27 protein-coding genes are annotated in these 22,847 nt (G+C 63.3%); 16 read left to right on the top strand and 11 right to left on the bottom strand.

Annotated elements, in window-relative coordinates:
- A partial coding sequence (locus tag MKI86_RS07330) for a hypothetical protein (RefSeq protein WP_241599249.1) occupies nucleotides 1-261 on the top strand: 261 nt, incomplete at its 5' end.
- A gap of 933 nt (nucleotides 262-1,194) precedes the next feature.
- Here the strand turns inward: MKI86_RS07330 and MKI86_RS07325 are convergent.
- Nucleotides 1,195-1,410 (bottom strand): hypothetical protein, encoded by a 216-nt coding sequence (locus MKI86_RS07325; RefSeq protein ID WP_241599246.1) that lies wholly within the window; start codon nucleotides 1,408-1,410, stop codon nucleotides 1,195-1,197.
- Between the two features lie 89 nt (nucleotides 1,411-1,499).
- Nucleotides 1,500-2,417: a 50S ribosomal protein L3 N(5)-glutamine methyltransferase gene (prmB, locus tag MKI86_RS07320; RefSeq protein ID WP_241599243.1), complete on the bottom strand. Its 918-nt coding sequence runs from the start codon at nucleotides 2,415-2,417 to the stop codon at nucleotides 1,500-1,502.
- A gap of 98 nt (nucleotides 2,418-2,515) precedes the next feature.
- On the opposite strand from prmB, the gene MKI86_RS07315 reads away from it, so the two are divergent.
- Entirely contained in the window at nucleotides 2,516-3,370 is an 855-nt protein-coding gene (locus MKI86_RS07315) for a pseudouridine synthase (protein ID WP_241599241.1), read from the top strand.
- Nucleotides 3,371-3,491: 121 nt separating this feature from the next.
- Complete coding sequence (locus MKI86_RS07310; RefSeq protein ID WP_241599238.1) at nucleotides 3,492-4,073, top strand: methyltransferase family protein; 582 nt, start codon at nucleotides 3,492-3,494, stop codon at nucleotides 4,071-4,073.
- Nucleotides 4,074-4,075: 2 nt separating this feature from the next.
- Here the strand turns inward: MKI86_RS07310 and MKI86_RS07305 are convergent, their stop codons facing one another.
- The 3 genes from MKI86_RS07305 to MKI86_RS07295 are packed head-to-tail and all read right to left on the bottom strand — an operon-like array spanning nucleotide 4,076 to nucleotide 5,428.
- Nucleotides 4,076-4,603, bottom strand: coding sequence for a DUF1697 domain-containing protein (locus MKI86_RS07305; protein ID WP_241599235.1), 528 nt, complete (start codon nucleotides 4,601-4,603; stop codon nucleotides 4,076-4,078).
- Between the two features lie 3 nt (nucleotides 4,604-4,606).
- Nucleotides 4,607-4,975 carry a membrane protein insertion efficiency factor YidD gene (gene yidD / locus MKI86_RS07300; protein WP_241599232.1) on the bottom strand — a complete coding sequence of 123 codons (369 nt, stop codon included), beginning with the start codon at nucleotides 4,973-4,975 and terminating at the stop codon, nucleotides 4,607-4,609.
- A 6-nt stretch (nucleotides 4,976-4,981) separates the two neighbouring features.
- Nucleotides 4,982-5,428 carry an iron-sulfur cluster assembly scaffold protein gene (locus MKI86_RS07295; protein WP_241599229.1) on the bottom strand — a complete coding sequence of 149 codons (447 nt, stop codon included), beginning with the start codon at nucleotides 5,426-5,428 and terminating at the stop codon, nucleotides 4,982-4,984.
- A gap of 344 nt (nucleotides 5,429-5,772) precedes the next feature.
- Between MKI86_RS07295 and folE the strand changes: the two genes are divergently transcribed.
- The 3 genes from folE (at nucleotide 5,773) to MKI86_RS07280 (ending at nucleotide 8,188) form a co-directional block, all read left to right on the top strand.
- A complete protein-coding gene (gene folE, locus MKI86_RS07290) occupies nucleotides 5,773-6,384 on the top strand; it encodes a GTP cyclohydrolase I FolE (RefSeq protein ID WP_241599228.1) in 612 nt (203 codons plus the stop codon).
- Between the two features lie 36 nt (nucleotides 6,385-6,420).
- Nucleotides 6,421-6,873, top strand: coding sequence for a phosphoribosyl-AMP cyclohydrolase (gene hisI, locus MKI86_RS07285; RefSeq protein WP_241599226.1), 453 nt, complete (start codon nucleotides 6,421-6,423; stop codon nucleotides 6,871-6,873).
- Between the two features lie 349 nt (nucleotides 6,874-7,222).
- Nucleotides 7,223-8,188, top strand: a complete 966-nt coding sequence (locus tag MKI86_RS07280; RefSeq protein WP_241599214.1) for a patatin-like phospholipase family protein — start codon at nucleotides 7,223-7,225, stop codon at nucleotides 8,186-8,188.
- A 105-nt stretch (nucleotides 8,189-8,293) separates the two neighbouring features.
- Here MKI86_RS07280 and MKI86_RS07275 read toward each other — a convergent pair whose 3' ends face one another.
- Nucleotides 8,294-8,722: a CBS domain-containing protein gene (locus MKI86_RS07275; RefSeq protein ID WP_241599212.1), complete on the bottom strand. Its 429-nt coding sequence runs from the start codon at nucleotides 8,720-8,722 to the stop codon at nucleotides 8,294-8,296.
- A 188-nt stretch (nucleotides 8,723-8,910) separates the two neighbouring features.
- Nucleotides 8,911-9,651 (bottom strand): rhomboid family intramembrane serine protease, encoded by a 741-nt coding sequence (locus tag MKI86_RS07270; RefSeq protein ID WP_241599210.1) that lies wholly within the window; start codon nucleotides 9,649-9,651, stop codon nucleotides 8,911-8,913.
- A 292-nt stretch (nucleotides 9,652-9,943) separates the two neighbouring features.
- On the opposite strand from MKI86_RS07270, the gene MKI86_RS07265 reads away from it, so the two are divergent.
- From MKI86_RS07265 to MKI86_RS07235, 7 genes are all read left to right on the top strand, one after another.
- Nucleotides 9,944-10,573 carry a PAS domain-containing protein gene (locus MKI86_RS07265; protein WP_241599208.1) on the top strand — a complete coding sequence of 210 codons (630 nt, stop codon included), beginning with the start codon at nucleotides 9,944-9,946 and terminating at the stop codon, nucleotides 10,571-10,573.
- Nucleotides 10,574-10,724: 151 nt separating this feature from the next.
- A complete protein-coding gene (locus tag MKI86_RS07260; protein WP_241599206.1) occupies nucleotides 10,725-11,336 on the top strand; it encodes a PilZ domain-containing protein in 612 nt (203 codons plus the stop codon).
- Between the two features lie 479 nt (nucleotides 11,337-11,815).
- Nucleotides 11,816-12,415, top strand: a complete 600-nt coding sequence (locus MKI86_RS07255; RefSeq protein ID WP_241599190.1) for a transglutaminase-like cysteine peptidase — start codon at nucleotides 11,816-11,818, stop codon at nucleotides 12,413-12,415.
- A 237-nt stretch (nucleotides 12,416-12,652) separates the two neighbouring features.
- Nucleotides 12,653-13,414, top strand: coding sequence for a hypothetical protein (locus tag MKI86_RS07250; protein ID WP_241599188.1), 762 nt, complete (start codon nucleotides 12,653-12,655; stop codon nucleotides 13,412-13,414).
- 120 nt (nucleotides 13,415-13,534) lie between these two features.
- Entirely contained in the window at nucleotides 13,535-14,986 is a 1,452-nt protein-coding gene (locus MKI86_RS07245) for a D-alanyl-D-alanine carboxypeptidase (protein ID WP_241599186.1), read from the top strand.
- 158 nt (nucleotides 14,987-15,144) lie between these two features.
- Nucleotides 15,145-15,417, top strand: coding sequence for a hypothetical protein (locus MKI86_RS07240; RefSeq protein WP_241599184.1), 273 nt, complete (start codon nucleotides 15,145-15,147; stop codon nucleotides 15,415-15,417).
- 60 nt (nucleotides 15,418-15,477) lie between these two features.
- On the top strand, nucleotides 15,478-16,509 hold the full coding sequence (locus MKI86_RS07235; protein ID WP_241599182.1) for a helix-turn-helix domain-containing protein: 1,032 nt from the start codon (nucleotides 15,478-15,480) through the stop codon (nucleotides 16,507-16,509).
- Here MKI86_RS07235 and MKI86_RS07230 read toward each other — a convergent pair.
- The 3 genes from MKI86_RS07230 to MKI86_RS07220 form a co-directional block, all read right to left on the bottom strand.
- Nucleotides 16,481-17,539 carry an alpha/beta hydrolase family protein gene (locus MKI86_RS07230; RefSeq protein WP_241599173.1) on the bottom strand — a complete coding sequence of 353 codons (1,059 nt, stop codon included), beginning with the start codon at nucleotides 17,537-17,539 and terminating at the stop codon, nucleotides 16,481-16,483. The two genes, MKI86_RS07235 and MKI86_RS07230, sit on opposite strands and share 29 nt — an antisense overlap.
- A 60-nt stretch (nucleotides 17,540-17,599) precedes the next feature.
- On the bottom strand, nucleotides 17,600-18,037 hold the full coding sequence (locus MKI86_RS07225; RefSeq protein ID WP_241599171.1) for a DUF1489 family protein: 438 nt from the start codon (nucleotides 18,035-18,037) through the stop codon (nucleotides 17,600-17,602).
- A gap of 73 nt (nucleotides 18,038-18,110) precedes the next feature.
- Nucleotides 18,111-19,511 (bottom strand): L-serine ammonia-lyase, encoded by a 1,401-nt coding sequence (locus tag MKI86_RS07220; RefSeq protein WP_241599169.1) that lies wholly within the window; start codon nucleotides 19,509-19,511, stop codon nucleotides 18,111-18,113.
- A 562-nt stretch (nucleotides 19,512-20,073) separates the two neighbouring features.
- Between MKI86_RS07220 and MKI86_RS07215 the strand changes: the two genes are divergently transcribed.
- The 3 genes from MKI86_RS07215 to MKI86_RS07205 all read left to right on the top strand — a co-directional run bounded on the left by MKI86_RS07215 (nucleotide 20,074) and on the right by MKI86_RS07205 (nucleotide 22,362).
- Nucleotides 20,074-20,763 carry a DUF599 domain-containing protein gene (locus MKI86_RS07215; protein WP_241599166.1) on the top strand — a complete coding sequence of 230 codons (690 nt, stop codon included), beginning with the start codon at nucleotides 20,074-20,076 and terminating at the stop codon, nucleotides 20,761-20,763.
- Between the two features lie 101 nt (nucleotides 20,764-20,864).
- On the top strand, nucleotides 20,865-21,884 hold the full coding sequence (locus MKI86_RS07210; protein ID WP_241599164.1) for an acetyltransferase domain-containing protein: 1,020 nt from the start codon (nucleotides 20,865-20,867) through the stop codon (nucleotides 21,882-21,884).
- Nucleotides 21,885-21,888: 4 nt separating this feature from the next.
- The gene (locus MKI86_RS07205) at nucleotides 21,889-22,362 is read left to right on the top strand and encodes a methyltransferase family protein (protein ID WP_241599162.1); all 474 of its coding nucleotides are present in this window, start codon (nucleotides 21,889-21,891) and stop codon (nucleotides 22,360-22,362) included.
- 53 nt (nucleotides 22,363-22,415) lie between these two features.
- Here the strand turns inward: MKI86_RS07205 and MKI86_RS07200 are convergent, their stop codons facing one another.
- Nucleotides 22,416-22,802: a MerR family transcriptional regulator gene (locus MKI86_RS07200; protein WP_134650764.1), complete on the bottom strand. Its 387-nt coding sequence runs from the start codon at nucleotides 22,800-22,802 to the stop codon at nucleotides 22,416-22,418.
- Between the last annotated feature and the right edge of the window lie 45 nt (nucleotides 22,803-22,847).

Genomic DNA, 22,847 nt, shown 5'->3' with positions numbered 1-22,847 from the left:
ACTACACAAGGGCGGCGACAACTGCTTTGCTCGACATGGTCTCCGAGAACAAAAGCTGACGGACGTGGAAGCTTCAGCACGTCTAACTTCCCTGATGGTATAAAATTCCATCGCAAGGAATGGAGCGATTTCGAGGCTGATTGCGACGACGGCCATGACCGCAATGGGCCGACAGCGGTCATTCGCCGCCCCACCCGCGACACCCACAGCACGAACAACACTCTTTCCTCCGGCATCCTCTTGCTTGACTCGAGGATCTGACACGGCACAAAACGGGCGGCCACGGATCCTCGGGTCAAGCCCGAGGATGACGTCGGTGGGTGTAGCCCGGCAAGTGCGGCGACTGTGGGTGCCGCGGCTGTCGGCGTGGCAACGGTAAGTGTGGTGGCGGTTGGCGTAATGACGACCGCAACCACCCGTGAAGCACGGGGACGCCATCACCGAAAAAACCCAATTCTTCCAATCCCGGCCGCCCATTTCACCCGCAAATCATCCCCGCTCCCAAAACCTCCCTTATCCTGAACGTCCTTCCGCCGCCGGACGGATCGCGTAACGTGTCGATGCGGGCGGGAGGAGGCGCTTTCGTTTTCGGCCGTAACGTGCGGCAGGGGCGAAAGAGGTTTGGAGCGACGAAGGGATGACGCCCGTCGTCCTGCGGGGCTTCCCCCGTCCCCGGGTCGCGGGGTCGGTTTGGGTCCGCCATGCAGGCAGAGTGGCAGCGCATATCCCCGAAAAGTGCGGAACGCGGTTTTCGGAAAAGGCATATGCGCCAACAAACTGCGCAGCGAAGCCCTGCCATGCCTGAAGGAGGACAAGACCGCCTCCGAAGAACGCCTGGGCCGCGCGAAAGCGAAGCCACCCATATCACCCATTCCCGAGGCAACGCTTTCGCGCGGTTCTCCGGTCCCGACATTTTTCAACCCGATGGGAGACCTGCGGGCCGTTCCGGCTGCGCGCAATCCGCCAGACACCCCAGGAGAGAGACCTCAGGAGAGATCGATGACACCAGACAGGAATAGCGCCACCGCACCGCCCGAGGGAGACGATGCCGAAACGCTGGTCATCCGTCAGTTCGGCGCGACCGAGGCCGGCTTCTTCCGCACTTGCCGCCTGCCGCGTTGCCGGCGGGCGCGGCGCTGCGCCGGCAGCCCGCGGCCGGGCGGCGAGGTGGGCGAATGGCCCGACAGCACCACATTACCGCCCTGCATCGTCACCGATGCGGATATCCGGCGCCTGATTGACGGCATCATGGACGTCCATCGCATATACCGCGAGGCCTGGGGGCTGGTTCCGGGTGAAGAAGACGACGATGTGGAAGACGATGCAGCGGCGGATGGTGCAGGCGATGGAGAACCCCTCGCCTTTCCGCCCCCCGAAGGCCTGCCGCGCGCCCGCAAGCCGGGCCGGCACAATGGCCGGCGTGCCCGGCGCGGCCGGGCGAAGGCTCAGGAGACGTACAACGCTCAGGAGACGCGTTGCGCTCAGGAGACGCTGAGCGCTCAGGAGACGCCGAGCGCTTCGGCGGAAATCCAGAAAACGGCGTCCTGCGACTCGGCCGTTTCCAGCCAGACGAAATCGAGATGCGGGAACTCCTCTTCCAGGATTTCCCGGCCCGAGCCGATCTCGCAGATCATGCCGCCCTCGGGGTTGAGATAAACAGGCGCGTCGGCAAGGATGCGGCGCACCAGATCCAGCCCGTCCACGCCGCCGTCATGGGCCATTTCCGGCTCGGCGCGGAATTCCGGCGGATAGCCCTCCAGCGCCTCATGGTCGACATAGGGCGGATTGGTGATGATGAGATCGTAGGTGCGGCCTTGGAGCGGTTCGAACAGATCGCCCTCGAAAAGCGTCACCTGATCCTCGACATCGTGTTCGTCGAGATTGATCTTGGCCACCTCCAGCGCGTCAGCAGAGAGATCGACGGCATCGACCGTGGCATGCGGGAAGAATTTTGCCGCCAGCACCGCAAGGCAGCCCGAGCCGGTGCAGATGTCGACGGCGCTCGTCACCGTCATCGGATCGGGCAGGAAGGCCGAGCCGTTTTCGCCGAGATATTCTGCAAACAGGATCTCGCCGATATGCGAACGCGGCACGATCACCCGCTCGTCGACATGGAAGCGCACGCCCTGAATATAGGCGCGGCCGGTAATGTAGGACGAGGGCTTGCGCGTCGTCACCCGCGTCTCGATGCGCGCGGCGAGCAGCCGGCGCTCGTCGGGCAGCAGGCGGGCATCGAGGAAGGGATCGAGCGCGTCGATCGGCAGCTCCAGACTGTCGAGCAGCAGATAGGCCGCATCGTCGCCCGCCGTCGTCGTGCCGTGACCGTAGCTGAGATCGGCGGCGTTGAAGCGGGAGATCGCGTAGCGCCAATAGTCGCGCAGCGTCGTGAGTTCGCTCGTGATATCGTCCTTCGTCAACGGCAGCCTCGCTTGGCACTAGAATAAACTGGACGGATTGGGCTTTAGAATGGCAAGGGCTGGACGGTCAACCGACGTTCACCCGTTTTGAGGCAAGCATGGCGAAGGACACGCGCAAACGGCCAGCAAAGGCGCCCGCCCGCCGGGCCTCCGCCGCGCCACGCCCGGCGGCCAAGGCGAAGCCCCAGCCGGCGGTGAAGTCCGCGCCGAAGCCTGGCGCCGATGGCAAGCGCGTCACCCTGCCCCGCGCGCTCTCCAAGCTCGGCTTCTGCTCGCGCACGCAGGCGCAAGCCCTGATCGCCGAAGGCCGCGTGACGGTGGCCGGCCGCGTCGTCACCGATCCCGAGACATGGATCGACCTTGCGGAAACGGGGCTCGCCGTCGACGGCCGGCCGGTGGTCGCCGAGGCGCCGGTCTATCTCATGCTCAACAAGCCGCGCGGCCTCGTCACCACCCGCCACGATCCGGAGGGGCGCCCGACGGTCTACGATTGCCTCTCGGGGTTCGAGCACGCCCATCTCTCGCCCGTCGGCCGCCTCGATAAGGCAAGCGAGGGCCTGCTGCTCTTCACCAACGACACGCAGTTTGCGAACGCCCTGCTCGATCCAGAGACCCATGTCGCCAAGACCTATCACGTCCAGATCGACCGTCAGGCCGATGCCGCATTGCTCGAGGCGATGACGCGCGGCGTTATCCATGACGGCGAGGTCCTCAAGGCCCGCCGGGTGCGGCAGCTGCGGGCGGGCGAAAAGAACGCCTGGCTGGAAATCGAGCTCGACGAGGGCCGCAACCGCCATATCCGCCGCATGCTGGAAGCGCTCGGCGTGGAATGCCTGCGCCTCGTGCGCGTCTCCATCGGCGGCCTGCCGCTCGGCGATCTCGAAAAGGGCGCCGCGCGCCCGCTGAGCGAGACGGAAGTGCGCAACCTGCGCAGCCTCACCCGCCGCCGGTAGTAGAGGTGCGCGTCGGCGGCGTTCCCGCAGGGCAGGCCCGTGGCATAATGATCGGAAAGGGGCTTGATCCTCTAGTCACTGGAGGAATTACCCTCGCAGGACGATCATCATGGAGCCCCGCATGCCCGCCCTCTACCCGCTGTCCGCCCTCCTCATGACCGCTTATCTCGTCGCCTTCTTTGTCCTGACGGCGCAGTCGGCCCGTGCCGCAGGCCGGCCGGTCTGGCTGTTCGGCCGGGGAGACGGGCAGAGGCTGCCGGCCCTGCTCTTCCGCCTCGCCTTTGCAGGCGGCTTGCTCTATCCGCTGCTGCTTTCGGCCGGCATCGAGCCGGTTCGCGAACTGGCGGCCCCGCCCGTCGCGCTGCGGTTTGCGGGTCTGGCGCTGGCCGGCATCGGCGCGCTGTTTGCGGTTTACGTCCAGCACTATATGGGGGCGTCCTGGCGCATCGGTTCCGCGGAAGGGCAGTCCGGCGCCATCGTCGATACCGGGCCGTTCCGCCTTTCGCGCAATCCCGTCTTCGTCGGACAGGCCGCGCTATTCATGGGTTTCGTCGCGGCCCGGCCGGATATCGTCCAGTTCACACTGGCCGCCGCCGTGGTGCTGGCCGTGTGGTTGCAGGTCGCAATCGAGGAAAAGGTGCTAGAGCGCGATCTCGGCCTGCCCTATGCGGCCTACCGGCAACGTGTGCGCCGATGGCTCTAGGATCAGCCGACCATCTTCGCGAGACCGTTGACGGTGTTGGCATTGCGCAGGGTGCCGATGCCGAGCTTGCGGGTCGTCAGATGCGAGAGCAGCCTCGTCTCGGAAGGCTTGCCGCCGAAGTCGACCCACAGGTCGCCGTCGACGATCTGCATGCGAACCTGCGGCCCGGCGAAGGCCTCCAGCATGGACAGGGCCTCGGGACCAAGCGGCCGGCGCATGATGCGAACGCCGACATCCTGGCCATTGCCGTCGTCAAAGGGATTTTGCGCCGCGACCTTCCTCCACGCCTGCGCCGTGCGCAGGATGATATCGACATGCTTGCCGAACCGCGCCTGAAACGCCTCCTCCAGGCGGGCCTCGATATCCGCAAGCGACGCGTCATCGGCCTCGAAGACGAGATTGCCGGTGGCGACATAGGTTCGCGGCGCGTTAAAGCCGAGATCCCCGGCCATGGCCTTGAGATCCGCCATCACAAGCCGCCGGCCCGGCGCGAGCACGATGGAATGCAGCAGCGCGACATAGGTCGTCACGGCTCAGCCCCTGCCGGCGCGCGAAACGCGCCAAAGCCGCCACGGCGCCCACCAGGCGAACCGGCGCTCAAGCGCCTCAGGCACAGGATCGAAGCCGTGCGTGCCCCCCGGGCCGCAGCGCGCGACGCGAAACAGCGTCATGAAACCGCCCTGCCACAGGCCGTGGCGTGCGATGGACTCATAGCCGTATTCCGAGCAGGTCGGCAGATGCCGGCAGGAATTGCCGATGAAGCCGGAGAGCGTGAGCTGGTAGAAGCGGATAAGGCCCATGCCGAGAAGCCGACCCGGCGTCTTGCGGAACGGCCCCGACCAGTTGCGGCCCCTGGACGCCGCAACCGGCGCGGCATGCCGGCACTCCGGGCCATCGCACATCGGCTCTCACCCGGCCGTTTCGAGCCGCTTCGCCTCGATCTGGCCGATGGCGTTCACCACCGCATCGAAGGTCAGCATGGTGGAGGCGTGGCGCGCCTTGTAGTCCTTGACGGGCTTGAGGAAGCGCATTTCCTCGAAACGTCCGCTCGGGCCGTCGCCGTCCGCCTTCAGCATGGCCAGCATGTCCTCGCGCGCCCGGCGGATGTCCTCGACGGTGGCGCCGATAACATGGCGCGCCATGATGGAGGACGACGCCTGTCCCAGCGCGCAGGCCTTCACCTCATGCGCGAAATCACTGACGCGGTCGCCGTCTAGCTTGAGATAGACCTTCACGCGCGAGCCGCAGAGCTTGGAATGGGCGCCCGCCTCGGCATCCGCGTCGTCAAGCGTTCCGATCCGCGGAATGTTGCCGGCAAATTCGAGAATACGGCTGTTATAGATATCGTCCATCATGACCCTGCTTTTCGCACTTTTTGCGAAATCTTCAATGATCCGGGGATATTATTCCGGTCGGGTCGGGAAAAAAGCACGACGTGTCGCCTCACGCCTCTTTCGCGACCAGTGATCCATACTATATGATAGCTCGTATTGGGGTGAGTGTTTTGCAAGAAGCGAACTGGCGGAAAGCGGACACCACCTGTTGTTTGGGAAACCGTGCCGGACGGTCAGCGCACTGTTAAGCGAAGACCTGAAAGCCCCGGAGCCCGCCAACGGAACCCAAGCCTGCAGGGTTAGGCGAATGGCCAGTGGCGAGTCCGAATACACGTCAGATAACCTGCAGAAAGGTCTCCACGACCATGGACGCCATCGTAACGAATTTTCCGCGCTCCGAAGACCAGACGGATCGCCCTTCCCAGAAAGAGGCCGAGGATGCCGTTCGCGTCCTGCTTCGCTGGGCCGGTGACGACCCGGAACGCGAAGGCCTGCTGGACACGCCCAAGCGCGTGGCCAAGGCGTATCGCGAACTCTTCTCCGGTTACGAACTCGCCGCAGAGGACGTGCTGGGCCGCACCTTTGAAGAAGTCGCCGGCTACGACGACATGGTGCTGGTGCGCGACATCCCGTTCTTCTCCCATTGCGAACATCATATGGTGCCGATCATCGGCAAGGCGCATGTCGCCTATCTGCCGAACGGCCGGGTGCTTGGCCTCTCCAAGATCGCCCGTGTGGTGGAAATCTACGGCCGCCGCCTGCAGACGCAGGAAACCATGACGGCGCAGATTGCCAGATCGATCGACGAGACGCTCAATCCGCGCGGCGTGGCCGTGATGATCGAAGCCGAGCATATGTGCATGGCGATGCGAGGCATCCAGAAACAGGGCTCGACAACGCTGACCACCACCTTTACCGGTGCCTTCAAGACCGAACCGACCGAACAGGTCCGGTTCATGACCATGATACGAAGCTAGGCGAAACGGCCGGCTTCGCGAGACGGAGCCGCCGCCATGCCGATCACCTTCGACGCCCCCTCGAAAGACAAGGCCGAACTCGAGACCGGAGCCGCATTTACACCGCGTTTCGACGAAAGCGGGCTTGTCACCGCCGTGGTGACGGATGCGAAGGACGGTGAGCTGCTGATGGTGGCGCACATGAACGCCCAGGCGCTGGCGTTGACCATCGAAACCGGCATCGCCCACTACTGGAGCCGCTCGCGCAACGCGCTCTGGAAGAAGGGCGAGACCTCGGGCAATCTCCAGACGGTGGTGGAACTGCGCACGGATTGCGATCAGGACGCCGTGTGGCTGAAAGTGTCGGTAGCCGGCCATGATGCCACCTGCCACACCGGCCGCCGCTCCTGCTTCTACCGCACGGTCTCGAACGGCCCTGACGGCGCTGTGCTGACCATCACCGGCGGTGAGCCGCAGTTCGACCCGGCTGCAGTCTACAGCAAAAATTAAGCATCTGCGCGATTTTCGTTCAGCTTCGGCACGGATTCACCAATTGGAAACCGTTCGAACTGCCTAATGGATCACATGGCGGCTTTTGCCCCCGCCATGCGGATCATGAGATGGAAGCGCATCGCACTCTTGCGTCAAGACCGGTCTTAAGCGCCACTCCGTGGACGGCGGCATCCCTGCGGCGCCAGGCAAGCCCCCTTAAAATCGCGCATTCGCATCTTTTTTTCACGTTGAAAGTTCCCCGCGATACGCATCGCTCTTATCCTGCCCTATATCCTGTTGTTGCAGGTGTCGAAGCGGCGGAACCGTTTGCCTCACCGCGAATTCCTGTAGGGAATGGAGGTCCGGAATGCTGAACTGGAGTTTCAACCGCAGCCTGATGCCATCGGACGCATCCAATCCCGGCGGCCCCTCCCTCGACACGCTCCCGCCCATGCCCGCACCGACCCCGCCGCGCAAGTCCAAGATCGCACTCGCGCTCGGCGGCGGTGCTGCACGTGGCTGGGCCCATATCGGCGTCCTGCGGGCGCTGGAAGAAGAAGGCATTGAAGTGGGCATGATCGCCGGCACCTCGATCGGCGCCCTCGTCGGCGGCTGCTACCTCGCCGGCAAGCTCGATGAGCTTGAAAGTTTCGCACGCTCGCTCACCATGCGCCGTATCGCCAGCCTGCTGGATTTCACCATTCGCGGCTCCGGCCTGTTCGGCGGCATGCGGCTGACCAAGCGCATGCAGGAACATCTCGAAAACCTCGCGATCGAAGATCTCGACCGTCCCTTCGTCGCGGTGGCGACGGAGGTCAATAGCGGCCATGAGGTGTGGATCAACGGCGGCTCGCTGATAACCGCCCTGCGCGCGTCCTACGCCCTGCCCGGCATTTTTGAACCGATCAAATGCAACAACCGCACGCTGGTCGATGGCGCCCTCGTCAATCCCGTCCCCGTCTCGGTCTGCCGCGCCTATGAGGAGCCGCTCGTCGTTGCGGTCAATCTCAACTACGATCTCTACGGCCGTTCGGCGGTGATCAAGCACAGCGCGAGTCAGCAGAAGATCGACGAAAACAGGCAAGAAGACAGCGCCGCGCGGCTCGGCCTGACCGGCGTGATGGTTCAGTCGTTCAACATCATTCAGGACCGCATTTCCCGCGCGCGCCTTGCCGGCGACCCGCCGGATCTCGCGCTGCATCCCAAGCTTTCCGATATCGGCCTTTCGGAATTCCACCGGGCCGGCGAAGCCATCGACCGGGGCTATCAGGAAGCCAAGGCGCGCATTGCCGAAATCCAGCGCATGCAGGAGGTGGCGCTCGCGGTGCGGTGAAGCCATGCGTTACGCGAGAAAGCTCAAGAGGATAAAGGCGGGCGGAACGGCTAGGATCGTTCCGCCCGAAAACATCTCAAGGGCCGCGACCGGTTCGCGAGCGGGTCAGCTCGCGATATATGCCTTGATCGCCTCGGCCTCGTGCTTGATCGCGCGCATATGGGCTTTCACCACGTCGCCGATGGAGATGATGCCGACCAGCCGCCCGTCCTTTTCGACAGGGATATGGCGCGCACGCAACTTGCTCATCATTTCCATGATGTCTTCGACGGATTGCGCCTCACCACAGCGGTGAACGTTACCCCACATGATGGAGGAAATCGGCTTTTCCAGGCATTCGGCCCCGTTTCGGGCCACGGCGGCCACGATATCGCGCTCTGTCAGAATGCCGGCGATGCGGTCGTTCCGATCCACGATGACGATGGCGCCGATGTGATTTTCATGAAGGTAGACGGCAGCCTGCCTGACGGTGAGCTGCGGACCGCCGGTCACGACGTTGCGGCCTTTCTCGTCCAGTATCGACTTTACATACATGCGTACCTCCCGTGTGCGTCATGACAGAGAGGCGGGGCACCCGTGCAGGAATGCCCTGCCAGTATGGTCAGACAGGCATCGCTTTCCTCCGTGCGTGTGCCAGTCCCTTCCGGTCTGCATGTGCGAACCGGAACTGTCTTATGGTGCGCCACGAAAACGGCGAATGCAAGACCGCGAATGCGGCCGCATCAATCGCGCCGACCCTCACTGTCCAGCCGGTCGAAGATCGGGAAGAACAGGAACCCGAAAAGGAAGCCGCCGATATGAGCTTCCCAGGCAATGGCCCCGCCGCCGACCGAGCCGAAGACCTGGCTGACGCCGACAAGGAAATTGGTGAGGAACCAGATGCCCGAGAAGACGAGCACCGAACGGTTCGACAGTGCCTCGGGGATCGAAAGCCGCCGGTTGAGATGGGCAAACTGCCGACTGATACGGCCGCTCGGCGAGAAGACGAAACGCGCCGCGGCTCCCATCAGGCCGGACACGACGCCGGAAGCACCGACGACGAGGATCATCTCGCCCCAATGCAGCGCCGTGTGAAAGGCGACCGCCGCCACGGCGGAGAGGCACCAGAACATGAAAAAGCGCACCACGCCGATACGCCGTACGACCGGTGCGCCGAAGGCGACCATCCAGAAGCCGTTGAACAGCAGATGCTCCCAGCTGCCGTGCAGCAACGAATAGGTGATCGGGCTCCACAGCCAGCTCAGGTCCTGATCGGCCAGCGGAACGGCGTAGCGCGCAGGAATGAAGGCGAAGCGCAGCAGCACGCTCTCGTCGGCGGGCACCGACAGCACATAGGTGCGCACGGCGTGGATGAGCGTCAGCAGGCCGAGCACGAAGACGAGACTTCCGGGAAGGTTGAAGGCGGGCTCGTGCCTGCGCACGCCATTCTCCTCATCACGCATTTCAACGCCATCGTCACGCATTGCCGAACCACCAACTCATACAAAGGGAATCGCGCTTATACAGATAAAAGAAAGGCCGTGCAGCTTTCGCCGACGGCCCGCGCCCCCAATCCCCGGGGCTTGAAAGATGTGCACTTAAACCACCCCTCGTAGAGGGATGTCCGGACTTTCCCCGAAGCCGGCCGGCCGCGCAATCGAAACCATTTATTAACCTTAATTGCGCGGTGGCACGAAACTCGCTCCTCTCACCTCAGACGCCCCGTCAGCCCCGGAATCCGTTCCGGAACGGGACAGAACTGATTGGATGACGTGCATGCAGACCAAGGCCGCGACAACACTTTACGATTACTGGACGCGCCAGCGCGGCCGGCAGGCCCTGCCCCTGCGCAGCGCAATCGAACCGGCCGATATCGCCGGCATCCTGCCCGACGTCTTCATCTTGGAGCATGCCGAGGCGCAGGCCCCCCTGTTCCGGCTTGCGGGAACGCGCATCTGCGCGCAGTTCGCCCGCGAACTGAAAGGCACCGGATTCGACCGGCTCTTCGCGCAGGACCTACGTGACCGCGTCGCCCGGATCGCCGAGAATGTCATGGCCCAGACCGCTCCCGCCATCCTGCGCATCCAGCTCGTCGACGGTGCGCTGGAGACCACGCAGGCAGAGATCGTTCTGCTGCCGCTCGTCACCCAGGGCAGGACGGCCGACCGGATCATCGGCGCGTTCGCACCACTGCCCGGCCAGCGCCAGCCACTTTCGGCCTTCCGCTACGCCACGATCGATACGCTGACGGTCATCGACCCGGACCGCACGGACACGCTTGCCGCCCCGCGGCCATCCATTCCCGTGCCGACTTCGATCATGACGATGCGGCCGGCCGGGATCGGCCAGGCGATGAGCCGCGTCATGCATCTGCGGATCTTCGAAGGCGGGCGCAAGACGGAGTGACTGACAAGGCTCTACCGGCAATGCAACCGGCAACCCCCATAAGTTGTCGAAACACTTGACGGATACGAGATTTCCGGGGCGCGGCAAACCTTCTGTTAACCCAGAAAGATTAAACGTTGGAAAGAGATAGGATCATCAGGCACCCGCGCTCATGTACTCTTTCCAACAGGCATCGCCTGCCGCCCGGCAGCCCCAGAGCGACCAGCGCAACTTCCAGCGCGTCTCGGTCAACCTGTCCGGCCGGCTGATGACCGCCAATCACGACGAGTATGACTGCACGGTGCTCGACATGTCGCCGGGCGACGCGCATTTCACATGCGCGGCACGACCGCGCATGGGCGAGCGCATCATCGCCTATATCGATCATCTCGGCCGCATCGAGGGCAATGTCGCACTGCTCAACGACACCGGCTTTGCCATCCAGCTGACTGCGACCGACAGGAAGCGCGAGAAACTCGCGGCACAGCTGACCTGGATTGCCAACAAGCACGAACTCGGCCTGCCGGAAGACCGGCGCCATGACCGCCTGACGCCACGCAACACCCGCACGGAACTGACCCTCGACGATGGCCGGCGCTACCCCTGCCGGATCATCGACCTGTCGCTGTCGGGCGCTGCTGTGGATATCGAAGTGCGCCCCGCCCTCGGCACGCCGGTGCAACTCGGCAGCATGAAGGGCCGTGTGGTCCGCCACTTCCAGGAAGGCGTCGCCATCGAGTTTTCCTCGGTGCAATCGAAGGAAGCGCTCACGTCGTTCCTGTAGCATTCCGCGACACCACACGACTTTCACTGTACGAAAAAGGGCCCGACGGGCCCTTTTCTGTTTCAGAACGATCCATCACCCCGCGAGAAAAAACGCAAAAAAATTTCGAGTAGACACTGGTGCGAAGTGCAAATCCACGCACTGCGCCACAGCTACGAATTAAAACGCGGCGATCCATGGCAGGCGCCTGATGGCCTGTTGGCTGAGCGGCCGCTTCGTTCGTCGGCCCGATCCCGCTTGCAAAAGCGCAGAAATATCAAACAAAATCAAATTATTACAACACAGATATCAGAGGCGGATAGTCGCTGAATTCGTTACAATTTTAATCAAATCCGCCTCAAATACAGATAAAACAAAGCTCAAATTTTGTTTTCATTTTATACTTATGCGATCTTGATTTGAACTAACTTATACTTCGAGTTTTCGCGCAAGATCAAAACATGCCTGTCATCGTGACCCCATCAAACGGGGACGACACAATGACAAGAACACTCAAGACAGGGACATTTGCATTCCTCTTCTCGCTGGCCGCTGCGCAGGTCGCACTGGCCTTGCCGGCCAACATTCCGCTGGCCGGCGCCACCAACCAGCCGATCGGCCATTACGAGTTCTGCAAGCAGTACAGCAATGAATGCGGCCCGACCGGCAGGGACGCCGGCCCGCTGAAGCTGACGCCGGAGAACTGGAAGACGATCCTCAACGTCAACTACACGGCCAACACCGAATTCGTGCCGATGACCGACATGGAGATCTATGGCGTCGAAGAGCGCTGGGCCTATCCTGAAGCTGCGGCGGACTGCGAAGACTATGTGCTGATCAAGCGCAAGCGCCTGATGGAAGCCGGCATCGCGCCCTCCAACCTGCTCATCACCGTCGTTCTCCAGCCAAACGGCGAAGGCCATGCGGTACTGACCGTGCGTACCGACCGCGGCGACTTCGTGCTCGACAACATGCGCAACAAGGTCATGCTCTGGTCCGAAACCGAATACCGCTTTCTCAAGCGCCAGTCGTCGGTCCATGCCGGCAAGTGGGTCAAGCTGCAGGACGGCCGCGCCGAGGCTGTCGGTAGTGTCAAGTAAAGCCGCCGGCGCCGGAAACGGCACGGCATGATAACAAGCCCGGCAATTCTGCCGGGCGCAGGAAAGGGCCCGGTCCGTCCCCCAATCCCCGTCACGACCATGGCCCTGCGGCCGGTTCCGTTGTCCCCGGAACCGGCCGCTTTCTTTTCACGACCAGAGTAAACGCCATCAACCAAAAATTAACCCTGTTCGCAGACGCTCCCGGAAGGTTCGACCCCGATGAATCGCGAGGGAAAGATGGCTGCGGCAACGACCGGCGAGGAAACGCATGCGCCATTGATTTCCAATCGCCTGCTGACGCGCCTTACCATCGGCGTTGCAGCGCTTGCGGCACTGACGGTCGCGATCAGCCTGGGCGGTCGCCTGATGGGCGAACGCATCGCACTGGCTGGCCACACCGAAAATACCGAAGTCCTTGATATCATCGTCGGCCAAGACCACGTTCGCCTGCCCGCGAACACCATCCGCTTCGAGGAACAGCGCAGGATCGGCCGCGCCGAGCGGATAGACCTCTACCTGACCTGGCCGGAAATGGCCGGTTATTCGAATACCGAGCGGCTTCGTTTCAACGACGCCAGCCGGCCGGAAGGTCTAGTCTTCCTCAACCTGTCGCAAAGCACGATGTCGAAGGACATGTCGGGGCGGCTCGGCCCGATCTACAGCCAGCTTTTCGATGAGCGCGCAGAGCCAGGCCCCGCCGGCCTCCTGCTGCGCCGCCTCAAGGGCAATTCCGCCTACGGCGACGAGGTTTTCTTTACAGGCACCCTGCCCGACGGCGCGGACTACGCGGTGCGCTGCATGATGCCGACGGACGAAAAGCAGTCGACCAGCGCCGATTGCCAGCGCGATATCCACATCGGCCGCGATCTTTCTGTGCTTTATCGCTTCTCGATCAGACTTTTGCCGCAGTGGCAGGCCATCGAGGCCCGCATGCGCGATTATCTCGGCCGCGCCCTCGTCGAGGACGGTCGCGTCACCACCACCGCCAAAGCCCGATAAAAAAGTACAGGCATCAGCAACCAATGATTCATCATAAACCGATTGGTAACGCTGTGCCGCTACTGTGCCGGGATCAGTCGTCCGGAAACCTCCCATCCGGGCCACAAGTGCAATCCGAGAATGAAGAGTAGCCTAGTGTCCCCTACCGTGTTCCTCGATTTTCTGCCTCGCTCTGTCCAGGCAATTGCCAATGCGGCGAAAAGTCTGGTGATGGTCGGAATAGTCGCCGCCACTGCGACCGTCGCTACGCCCGCTCAGGCCAATCCGAAATATGCCGGCATCGTCATCGACGCCAAGACGGGCAAGGTGCTCTACAGCGACAGCGCGGACGAACTGCGCTTTCCCGCGTCTCTCACCAAGATGATGACGCTGTACCTGACCTTCGAAGCCCTCGAAGCCGGCAAGATCAAGCTTAACACCCGCGTTCCGTTCTCCAAGAACGCCGCAAGCGAGCCGCCGACCAAGCTCGGTGTCGGCGTCGGCAACTCCATCACGGTCGAACAGGCCATGCTCGGCCTCATCACCCGCTCCGCCAACGATGCCTCTACGGCACTGGCCGAGATGCTGGGCGGTTCGGAAGAGCGCTTCGCACGCATGATGACACAGAAGGCGCGCGCGCTCGGCATGACGCGGACCGTCTACCGCAATGCCAACGGCCTTCCCAATTCGGCGCAGGTGACCACCGCCCGCGACCAGGCACGCCTCGGCATCGCACTGCGTCAGCACTTCCCGCAGTATTACGACTATTTCTCGGTCCGCAGCTTTCGCTTCGGCAAGCAGACCATCAATGGCCATAACCGCCTGCTCGGCAGCGTGCGTGGCGTCGACGGCATCAAGACCGGCTATACCCGCGCCTCCGGCTACAACCTCGTCACGTCCGCTCAGGCCGATGGCCGCAGCGTCGTCGGCGTGGTGATCGGTGGCCGTTCGGGCGCTGCCCGCGACCAGCAGATGCGTAAGCTCATCGCCACCTACATGCCGCAGGCCTCCCGTCGCGGTAATGGCGAGCTGATCGCCCAGACCAAGGCCGCGCCGACACTGACCGCGGAAGTGGCCTCCACCGCTGCAACGGCGTCCGTCGCGGGTGGCCTGGATCTGCCGGAAAACGGCCCCGTTCCGTCATACCGCTACCAGGAAAGCCGCATCGAGACGGCCTATGCCGCCACGACGGAGAGCAGCGCCGAAGTCGTCGGAAAGCGCGCACTGGCTGCCACGTTGAAGGTCCAGCGCGACGCCGTGTTGCCGCCTGAAGACCTGACCGAACAGGGCGGCGGCGTCGACCAGCTGACGACCTCGGCCGTCGCCAAGGCGACGCAGGCCCTGCCCGCAGGCTGGGTCATCCAGATCGGCGCTACGCCGGACCAGGACCAGGCCCAGAAGCTTCTGGCGAAGGCCAAGGACCAGGGCGGTCGCGCACTCTCTGCTGCAACCCCGTTCACGGTGGCCGTCAACAGCGGCAGCGCACAGCTCTACCGCGCACGCTTCGGCGGCTTCGACAATCAGGACCGTGCGGCAGCCGCCTGCAAGGCCCTGAAAAGAAAGGGCTTCGCCTGCTGGGCAAGCCAACAGTAACGAACAGGGGCAGCATCCCCGCGATGCGGCCCACGAATAAAGCATTCATGCCGCACCAGCCCCGGACAGGTATTGCGTACCGGAGCTGCGGATGAAGGCAGGTCGAAGCCGCGTACCGGCTCGGCCATCCTCGATAGGTATTGCGTACGAGGCAGATCATGGCGATGAACGAAAACCTCTTCGATATCCCCTCCGCAGCGCGTGACGGAAAGCGCCGGCCGCTGAAGGGCACGCTCCACCCGCTGCACGAGGCAGCGATGCGGATCGCGGATATCGGGCTCGGCCGTTCCCGCAACAAGACGAAGGACCTGGTCGGGATGCTGCTGGCGCATGGTGCGCGGGCCTGGCGCTCCGGCCAGCCCTCGGCCGGCATCCACCTGCATGTCGGCGTCAACGAGCGACGTCATCCGGTGCGCCTGCGGCTTCGCTGATTTTTGGCGTCTCACCCCTCGGCCCACTCCTAGAGAAGGGCCGAAACGTCCGTGTAGACCATGCCTGCCATTCCCCTTCCCTTCGTCATCGCGCTTCTGCTTGCCGTTCTTCTGATGCGGCTCGTGCTCATGCGCGAAACGGGATTGCGCCCGGCCATCGGCTTCGTGACGGCCTGCATGATCGTCGCCGTCGCGGTCGGCCTGCGATGGACAGTGGACCTGCCGTTCGTGCGCTTCCTCCAGCCGGTTCTCGCCGCCATGCTGCCGCCGATCGCCTGGCTTTGCTTCACGCGAAGCCGGTCCCCGCTTCGCGCGGCCCGGTGGCGGCATTTCCTGCCGGTCGCAGTCGTCTTCGCGCTCTCCGCGGGCTGGCGCGTCTGGCAGTCGCCGCTGGATCTCGTTCTTGCCGGTCTCTATATCGGCTATGGCATCGCGCTGCTTCGGCTTGCACGCAGCGGACCGGATGGCTTTGCCGCAACGCGGCTGAGCGACGCGCCCGCAGCACGGATGGCGACGCTCGCCGCCGGTGCCATGCTGATCGTATCCGCAGTCGTGGACCTTTCGATCGCGGTCGACTTCGGCCTCTTCAGCGGCGGCCACGCCGCAGCCATCGTCACCATTGGCAACATCCTTCTGCTGCCGGTTCTGGCTTACGCCGTCGCGGTGATCGGCGGCAGCGTGCCTGGCGAAGACGCCCCAGAAGCCGCGGGGGCCGAACCGGCCAGGGCGGCGAACGAGGACGACGGGCGCATCGTCGCGTCGGTCGACCGGGTAGTGCGCGAGAGGATGCTGTTTCGCGATCCCGACCTCACCCTCATCAGGCTCGCACGGCGCGCGGGCATCCCCGCACGCCAGATTTCCAGCGCCGTCAACCGGCAACAGGGATGCAACGTTTCGCAGTTCATCAATGTCTACCGGCTCGAAGAGGCCAGGCGGCTTCTGGCGGAGACGGACATGCCCGTCACCTCGGTCATGTTTGAGGCCGGCTTCCAGACGAAGTCCAACTTCAATCGCGAATTCCTGAAAGCGACCGGCCTCACGCCGTCGGATTATCGCCGCTCCGTCACGGCAGGGCCTTCCCGAGAAAACTGACGACGCGGTCCGTCACCTCGCTGTGGATTTCCGCCCGCGTTCTTTTTCCGCGATCCTCGCAGACGATACCGTCTCCCGGCGTGTCGGCTTCAATCAGCGCCGCAGCACCCGGCTTGCAGATTTGCAGGAAACTGAAATGCATGGCGTCGGGAATGAGAACATAGTCGCTGCTGGCCTTGGGCAGGCCACGGGCCAGCGTGCCCGATTCAAGATCGGCCGGCATGTCACCGATATCGATGCCCGCGGCAATGACGAGGACGGGAGAATGAAGCGCCGCAAGGCTTTCCGGCGTGAAGCTGCGTGCGAGGCCAAGATCGAGGGACACGACAGCCCGGATGCGCGGATCGTGAAGATCGCCTTCGATCCGGTCGCGCTCCGAACTCGTTGGATCAAGGCCGAGTTCACCCGAGAGTTCGCAGGCGCGCGGGCTCGTGTTCACCTTGCAGTCGGCGGCGAAGCGTTCCGTATCGACACGAACGCCGGCAAGCGCCATCACCGTCCAGCCACCCAGCGAATGACCGATGGCTGCGATGCGCCCGGTGTCGATGCCGGCACCGACCTCCCTGTCGGCCACCAGCGCATCGATAAGACGGCTGAGATCGTGCGGACGCTCGGAAAGCCGCGCAGCCTGCGCGGAGCTATGATCGAAGGTCGTGGTGCCGGGATGGTCCACTGCGGCGACGACGTAGCCGCGCGCAGCCAGTTCGCTCGCGAGCCAGCCGAGATTGCGCCAGTTTCCGCGATAACCGTGTGACAGCACGACCAGAGGATGGCGCTTGCCGTCCAGTGCAGCATTACGAACGGCAGACGTGCCGAGAAAGACGACATTTGCGCCGACGAGTTCCGTTTTCCCGTCATCATCAGTTGGATACCAGAGCGCGGCGGAAAGTGGTCGGTCAGTGCCGGGCACCGCGATCTCACGGAAACCGGTCGCGCCGGCATGAGCGGCTGTCGTCGCGGCGGAAAACAATGCGGCCGTCAGAAGAAACGTCTTGAGCATGATATCCTCGTTGTTGAACGGGATCGTCATGCCGCAACGCGCCGGCTGCCGAGACCTGAAACGCGATCGAGGACGTGCGGTTCGGCGATTTCAGAGGAGGCCGAGTTCAGCGAGTTCGCGTCGCAGTTCCATCGGCAGGTCGGCGGTGCCCTCGCCCATGTTCCCGAGATCGCGCGGGGCGTCTTCGGCGGTCAGGTAGCGCCAGCCCTGAAAGGCGCGACGCGGCTGGAACGCGGTCTCGATCACTTCAGGCCCCAGCACCAGCTCACAGCGCGAAATGCCGTCGACATCGGTGAAGGTCTTGATGTCGAGGAGGCGCTGACGCGCCTGTACCTGCCCCTTGATGACCCAGTAGAGCGAGCCGCCGTCGAGCAGCTCCTGGTCCCGCTTTGGGATCATGCGGGTTATGTGGCTGGAATGGGCCTCCATGCCCGCCGCCATCGCGATGAGCGAGCGTTCGGACACCCATTCGCGCAGGTCGTCGATCGTATCGGCACCGACACAGAGTTTGATGAGATGAAGCGCCATGATGTCTTGAACGCCCTTGCGGCGGCCGGGTCAAGGGGCCGCCGTGTCGCATTCCACAGGCAAAGGTGGAGGCTCAGCACTCCACGACATTGACGGCAAGACCGCCGGTCGAGGTTTCCTTGTACTTCTCGTTCATGTCGACGCCGGTCTGGCGCATCGTCTCGATACAGGCGTCGAGCGGCACGAAATGCGTACCGTCGCCCTTGATGGCGAGCGATGCGGCCGTCACGGCCTTGACGGCACCGAGCGCGTTGCGCTCGATGCACGGCACCTGCACAAGGCCGGCAATCGGATCGCAGGTCATGCCCAGATGATGCTCGAGCGCGATCTCCGCGGCATTCTCGACCTGCTCGGGCGTGCCGCCCATGACGGCGGCGAGGCCTGCGGCGGCCATGGCGGACGCGGAGCCCACCTCGCCCTGACAGCCGACTTCGGCGCCCGAGATCGAGGCATTGTGCTTGATGATGCCGCCGATGGCGGCTGCCGTCAGCAGATAATCGCGAATGCCGTCCTGATCGGCATCCTCATGGAAATGCAGGTAGTAACGGATGGTGGCGGGCACGACGCCGGCCGCACCATTCGTCGGTGAGGTGACGACGCGGCCGCCGGCGGCGTTCTCCTCGTTGACGGCCATGGCGTAGACGGACAGCCAGTCATTGGCCAGAAGCGGATTCACCTTGTTGGAGCGCCACTCCTCCTGCAATTTGTCGTGGATCGAGCGCGCTCGACGGCGGACCTTGAGCCCGCCCGGCATGATGCCTTCGTTCTTCAGGCCGCGGTCGATGCAGTTCTTCATCGCCTCCCAGATGCGGTCGAGGCCGGCATTCAGCTCCTCGCGCGACATCGCGGTTTCCTCGTTCGCGCGTTTCATCTGCGCGATCGTCATGTTGGCGCGTTCAGCCATTTCGAGCATTTGCTTTGCGGAGGCGAAGGGGAACGGCACCTTCCTGTCGCTGGAGCGCGCCTTGCTGGCGCGCATTTGCTCCAGTTCCGTATCCGTCACGACGAAGCCGCCGCCGACGGAATAATAGACCCGCTTGAGAAGCAGCCGGTCGTCGCGGTCATAGGCTGAAAAGGTCATGCCGTTGGCGTGGCCCGGTAGCGGGTTCTTCTTGTCGAAGACCAGGTCGGTCTTCGGCTGGAAAGCGTAACCGGAATGGCCGGGCGGAGTGACGCGGCCGGTGCGCTCGACCTCTTCCACGATGGCATCCATACGGTCGGGATCGACCGTGTCAGGCTTTTCGCCCATCAGCCCCAGAATGACCGCGCGGTCAGAACCGTGGCCGACGCCGGTATAGGCGAGCGAGCCGTGCAGGCTCATGCGGACAGCTGCGACCTGCGCGCCTGACGGGCGCGGCCAGTCGCTGGAGAGAAGCAGATCCAGAAAACGGTTCGCCGCGGACATCGGCCCCATCGTGTGGGAGCTCGACGGACCGATACCGATCTTGAAGACATCAAAAACCGAAAGGAACATTCCCGGACTTCTCCTTGCCGCGGCAGGCTATGCTGTGACCGCCGAAGCTACGTTATCACGCGTTGCGTTCATGGCGATCGCCCGACATTGGGTTTTACGGGTGCGACATGCCCCAAAACAAAAGCAGCGCGTCTTGGAAGAGCGCGCTGCTTTATATAGGGGCTATGGCCCGGTCTTTTCAGATGCCGCCAAACAGATGGGCGATGACCAGAATGATGCCAAAACCGAGAACTGCACGGACGGTGATGCCCCAGCAGGACTTCTGAACGGTACTTTCCATGATTTCCCCAAGTGGAAGATGTCGAGCGGCAGCCGTCATCGGCGCCGACGGGGTGCTTTTTAATGAAGATTTGATGAAGACGCAATCGGCAAAGATGGCCAAAGCAAGGCGCGATGAGCATAAGAGACCCGCGCCAGGCGCATGACCTGTCGCAAAATCAGACGCTTGAGTGCGGCGGGGCACATTATGCATCCGCCTCAATCCCGCCCCAGGTCTGAACGGCGCAAACGCGGCTTTCGCAGCCGCTTGCAAAATGCAAAAACCGTGGCACAACGCTTGGACATGAGCACCCCGGATCTCGTCGCCCTCGCCATCTTCATCGTCCTGTGGATCGGGTATTCCTCGATCACCGACCGCAAGCGTCTGTTCAACCGCGTCAGCCTCACCCGCGCGATGAGTTCACAGCGCGCGCGCTGGATCCGCAACGCCATGCAGCGCGACCTGCGCATGATCGACACGCAGATCATGGCAGGGCTTCAGAACGGCACGGCCTTCTTCGCCTCCACGTCACTGCTGGCGCTCGGCAGCTGCTTTGCGTTGCTCGGCGCCACCGAGCAGGTCTTCGCGATCTTCAACGACCTGCCCGGCGTGTTCCGTGCCAGCCGCGCCGGCTTCGAGATGAAGGTCGGCGGGCTCGCCGTGATCTTCGGTTACGCCTTCTTCAAATTCGGCTGGTCCTACCGGCTGTTCAACTACTGCACCATCCTCCTGGGCGCCATTCCGATGAGCGGCGAGATCCACAAGGATCCGGCCGGCGCCGATCTGGCCGCCGACCGCGTCATCCGCATGAACATCCTCGCGGCCAAGCACTTCAACATGGGGCTTCGGGCGATTTTTCTGTCGATCGGATATCTCGGCTGGTTCGTCAGCCCCTACCTCTTCATCGCGACGACCATCGGCATCATCATCGTGCTCGTGCGCCGGCAGTTCTATTCGGAAGCCCGCCTGGCTGTCCTTGAAAGTCTCGACTGAGGCTTTGTCATCTCCCGATTTGCCACCTTTCGGCCATCCGCCCGGCGCAAGCTTGGCGTGACATTCTATAATGGATCCATGCAATGCGGCGACCCCGACCCATGACGACGACGGTGATTGACGGAGATGCGCAGGAAACAGGCACGGCAACCCGGCCGCTGCCGCGCATACCACTGATCGACCAGGCGCGCGGCGTCGCGCTGATCGCCATGGCGATCTACCATTTCACCTGGGACCTCGGCTATTTCGGCTATATCGACGCGGAAACGGCAACGACGGGCGGCTGGCGCATCTTCGCGCGCCTCATTGCCGGTAGCTTCCTCTTCCTGGTCGGCTTCAGCTTGGTACTTGGCCACGCCCGAGGGTTCCGGCCGAGGCCTTATTTCATCCGCCTTGGCAAAATCGCCCTTGCCGCAGCCGCCATCAGCGTGGCGACGTGGTTCGCCTTCCCGGACACCTTCATCTTCTTCGGCATCCTGCACGCCATCGTGGCATCGAGCCTGATCGGCCTTGTCTTCGTGCGGCTGCCGGTCGTCGTGACGCTGCTGGCGGCGGCCGCCGCCGTGGTCGCACCGCTTTACCTGCGCGCGCCGCTGTTCGACCATCCCGCGCTATGGTGGGTGGGGCTCTCGGTCGATATTCCGCGCTCGAACGACTATGTGCCGCTCCTGCCGTGGATCGCGCCCGTGCTGCTCGGGATAGCGCTCGCCAGACTGTTCCTTGCAAGCACGCTTCCCGCGCGCCTCGCCGGTTTCGGCCACACCACAAAACGCTGGTGGAAAACCCTGCTGGAGCAGGCCGGGCGCCACAGTCTCGCCATCTACCTTGTGCATCAGCCCCTCCTGATCGCGCTCGTCTATGGTGCCTTTCTCGTCATTCCGCCTGTTGCGGCGAATCCGATGGAAGCGTATACCAAGAGTTGCACGAAAACCTGCGAAAGCGAGCGCAGCCCCGGCTTCTGCCAGAGCTTCTGCAGCTGCACGCTGGACAGTCTTGTAAATGAGAACCTGTTCGCCGACCTCTACCGGGGCGCGATCAACGTGGCGACGGACGAGCGGATCACCCGCATGTCATCGCAGTGCACGGCGGCTGCAGAGGCGACGACCGACCTGAAGGAGTAGGATCATGAATGCCTATCGCATGAAACCGCTCGCCTTTCCCTGGCCGCCCTTCATCTATGGCGCGGCCATTGCGGCAGCCTTCCTGCTTCAGGCCTATTTCCCGCTGTCGGTGGCGGAAACCAATATCTGGATCGCGCGGGCGGCCGGCGGCGTGCTGATCGCCACGGCAGTCATTCTCGATGTCTGGGCGATGCGCACGCTGGTCGACTGCCACACCACGATCCTGCCGAACCGCTGCTCCACCCACCTCGTGACGTCAGGCCCCTATCGATTCACCCGCAATCCGATCTATCTCGGCTATACGCTGGCGACGGCCGGCATCGGTCTCGCCATGCTCAACCCCTGGTGCATCGTGACGGCCATGGCCGCCGCGGCCCTGACCAGCCTCGTCGCCATCAAGCGCGAGGAGCTGCACCTGCTCTCCCGCTTCGGCGTGGATTTCGAGCGCTACTGTCACCACACGACGCGCTGGATCTGAGCCGCGCGGCAAACCGGCGACCCCGATTATAATCGTCGTCGTGAAGGCAACGATTACGTGCCTACGCCGATCTCGGCGAGGCGCGTGAGACAGGCTTCCTCGACATTGTCGAGCTCGGCCAGCGTTTCCTCGATGTCACGCCGCTTCTGGCGCAGCTCTTCCCGCTTTTCGCTGACCTTGGTCATCAGCAACTCGAGCTGCCCGATCTCGCCCGGCGGATCCTTGTAGACGCGGATGATGTCGCGGATTTCGGCGATGGTGAAGCCGATGCGCCGGCCGCGCAGGATTTCCTGAATGAGGCGGCGGTCAGCGGGGCGGAAAAGACGGGTCCGACCACGACGCTCGGGATTGATCAGCCCCTCGTCCTCGTAGAAGCGCAAGGTGCGAGTGGAGACGCCGAATTCACGCGTCAACTCGGTTATGGTATAGTATTTGTCCACGCCTGCTCCGATCCTCTGTGGACCGGCATTCTATTGACTTTTACG

The sequence above is a fragment of the Shinella sedimenti genome, assembly GCF_022601905.1.
GTDB classification, from domain to species: domain Bacteria; phylum Pseudomonadota; class Alphaproteobacteria; order Rhizobiales; family Rhizobiaceae; genus Shinella; species Shinella sedimenti.
Note: the sequence above shows the minus strand (reverse complement) of the source record. Positions and strands in the feature narration are given on the sequence as shown.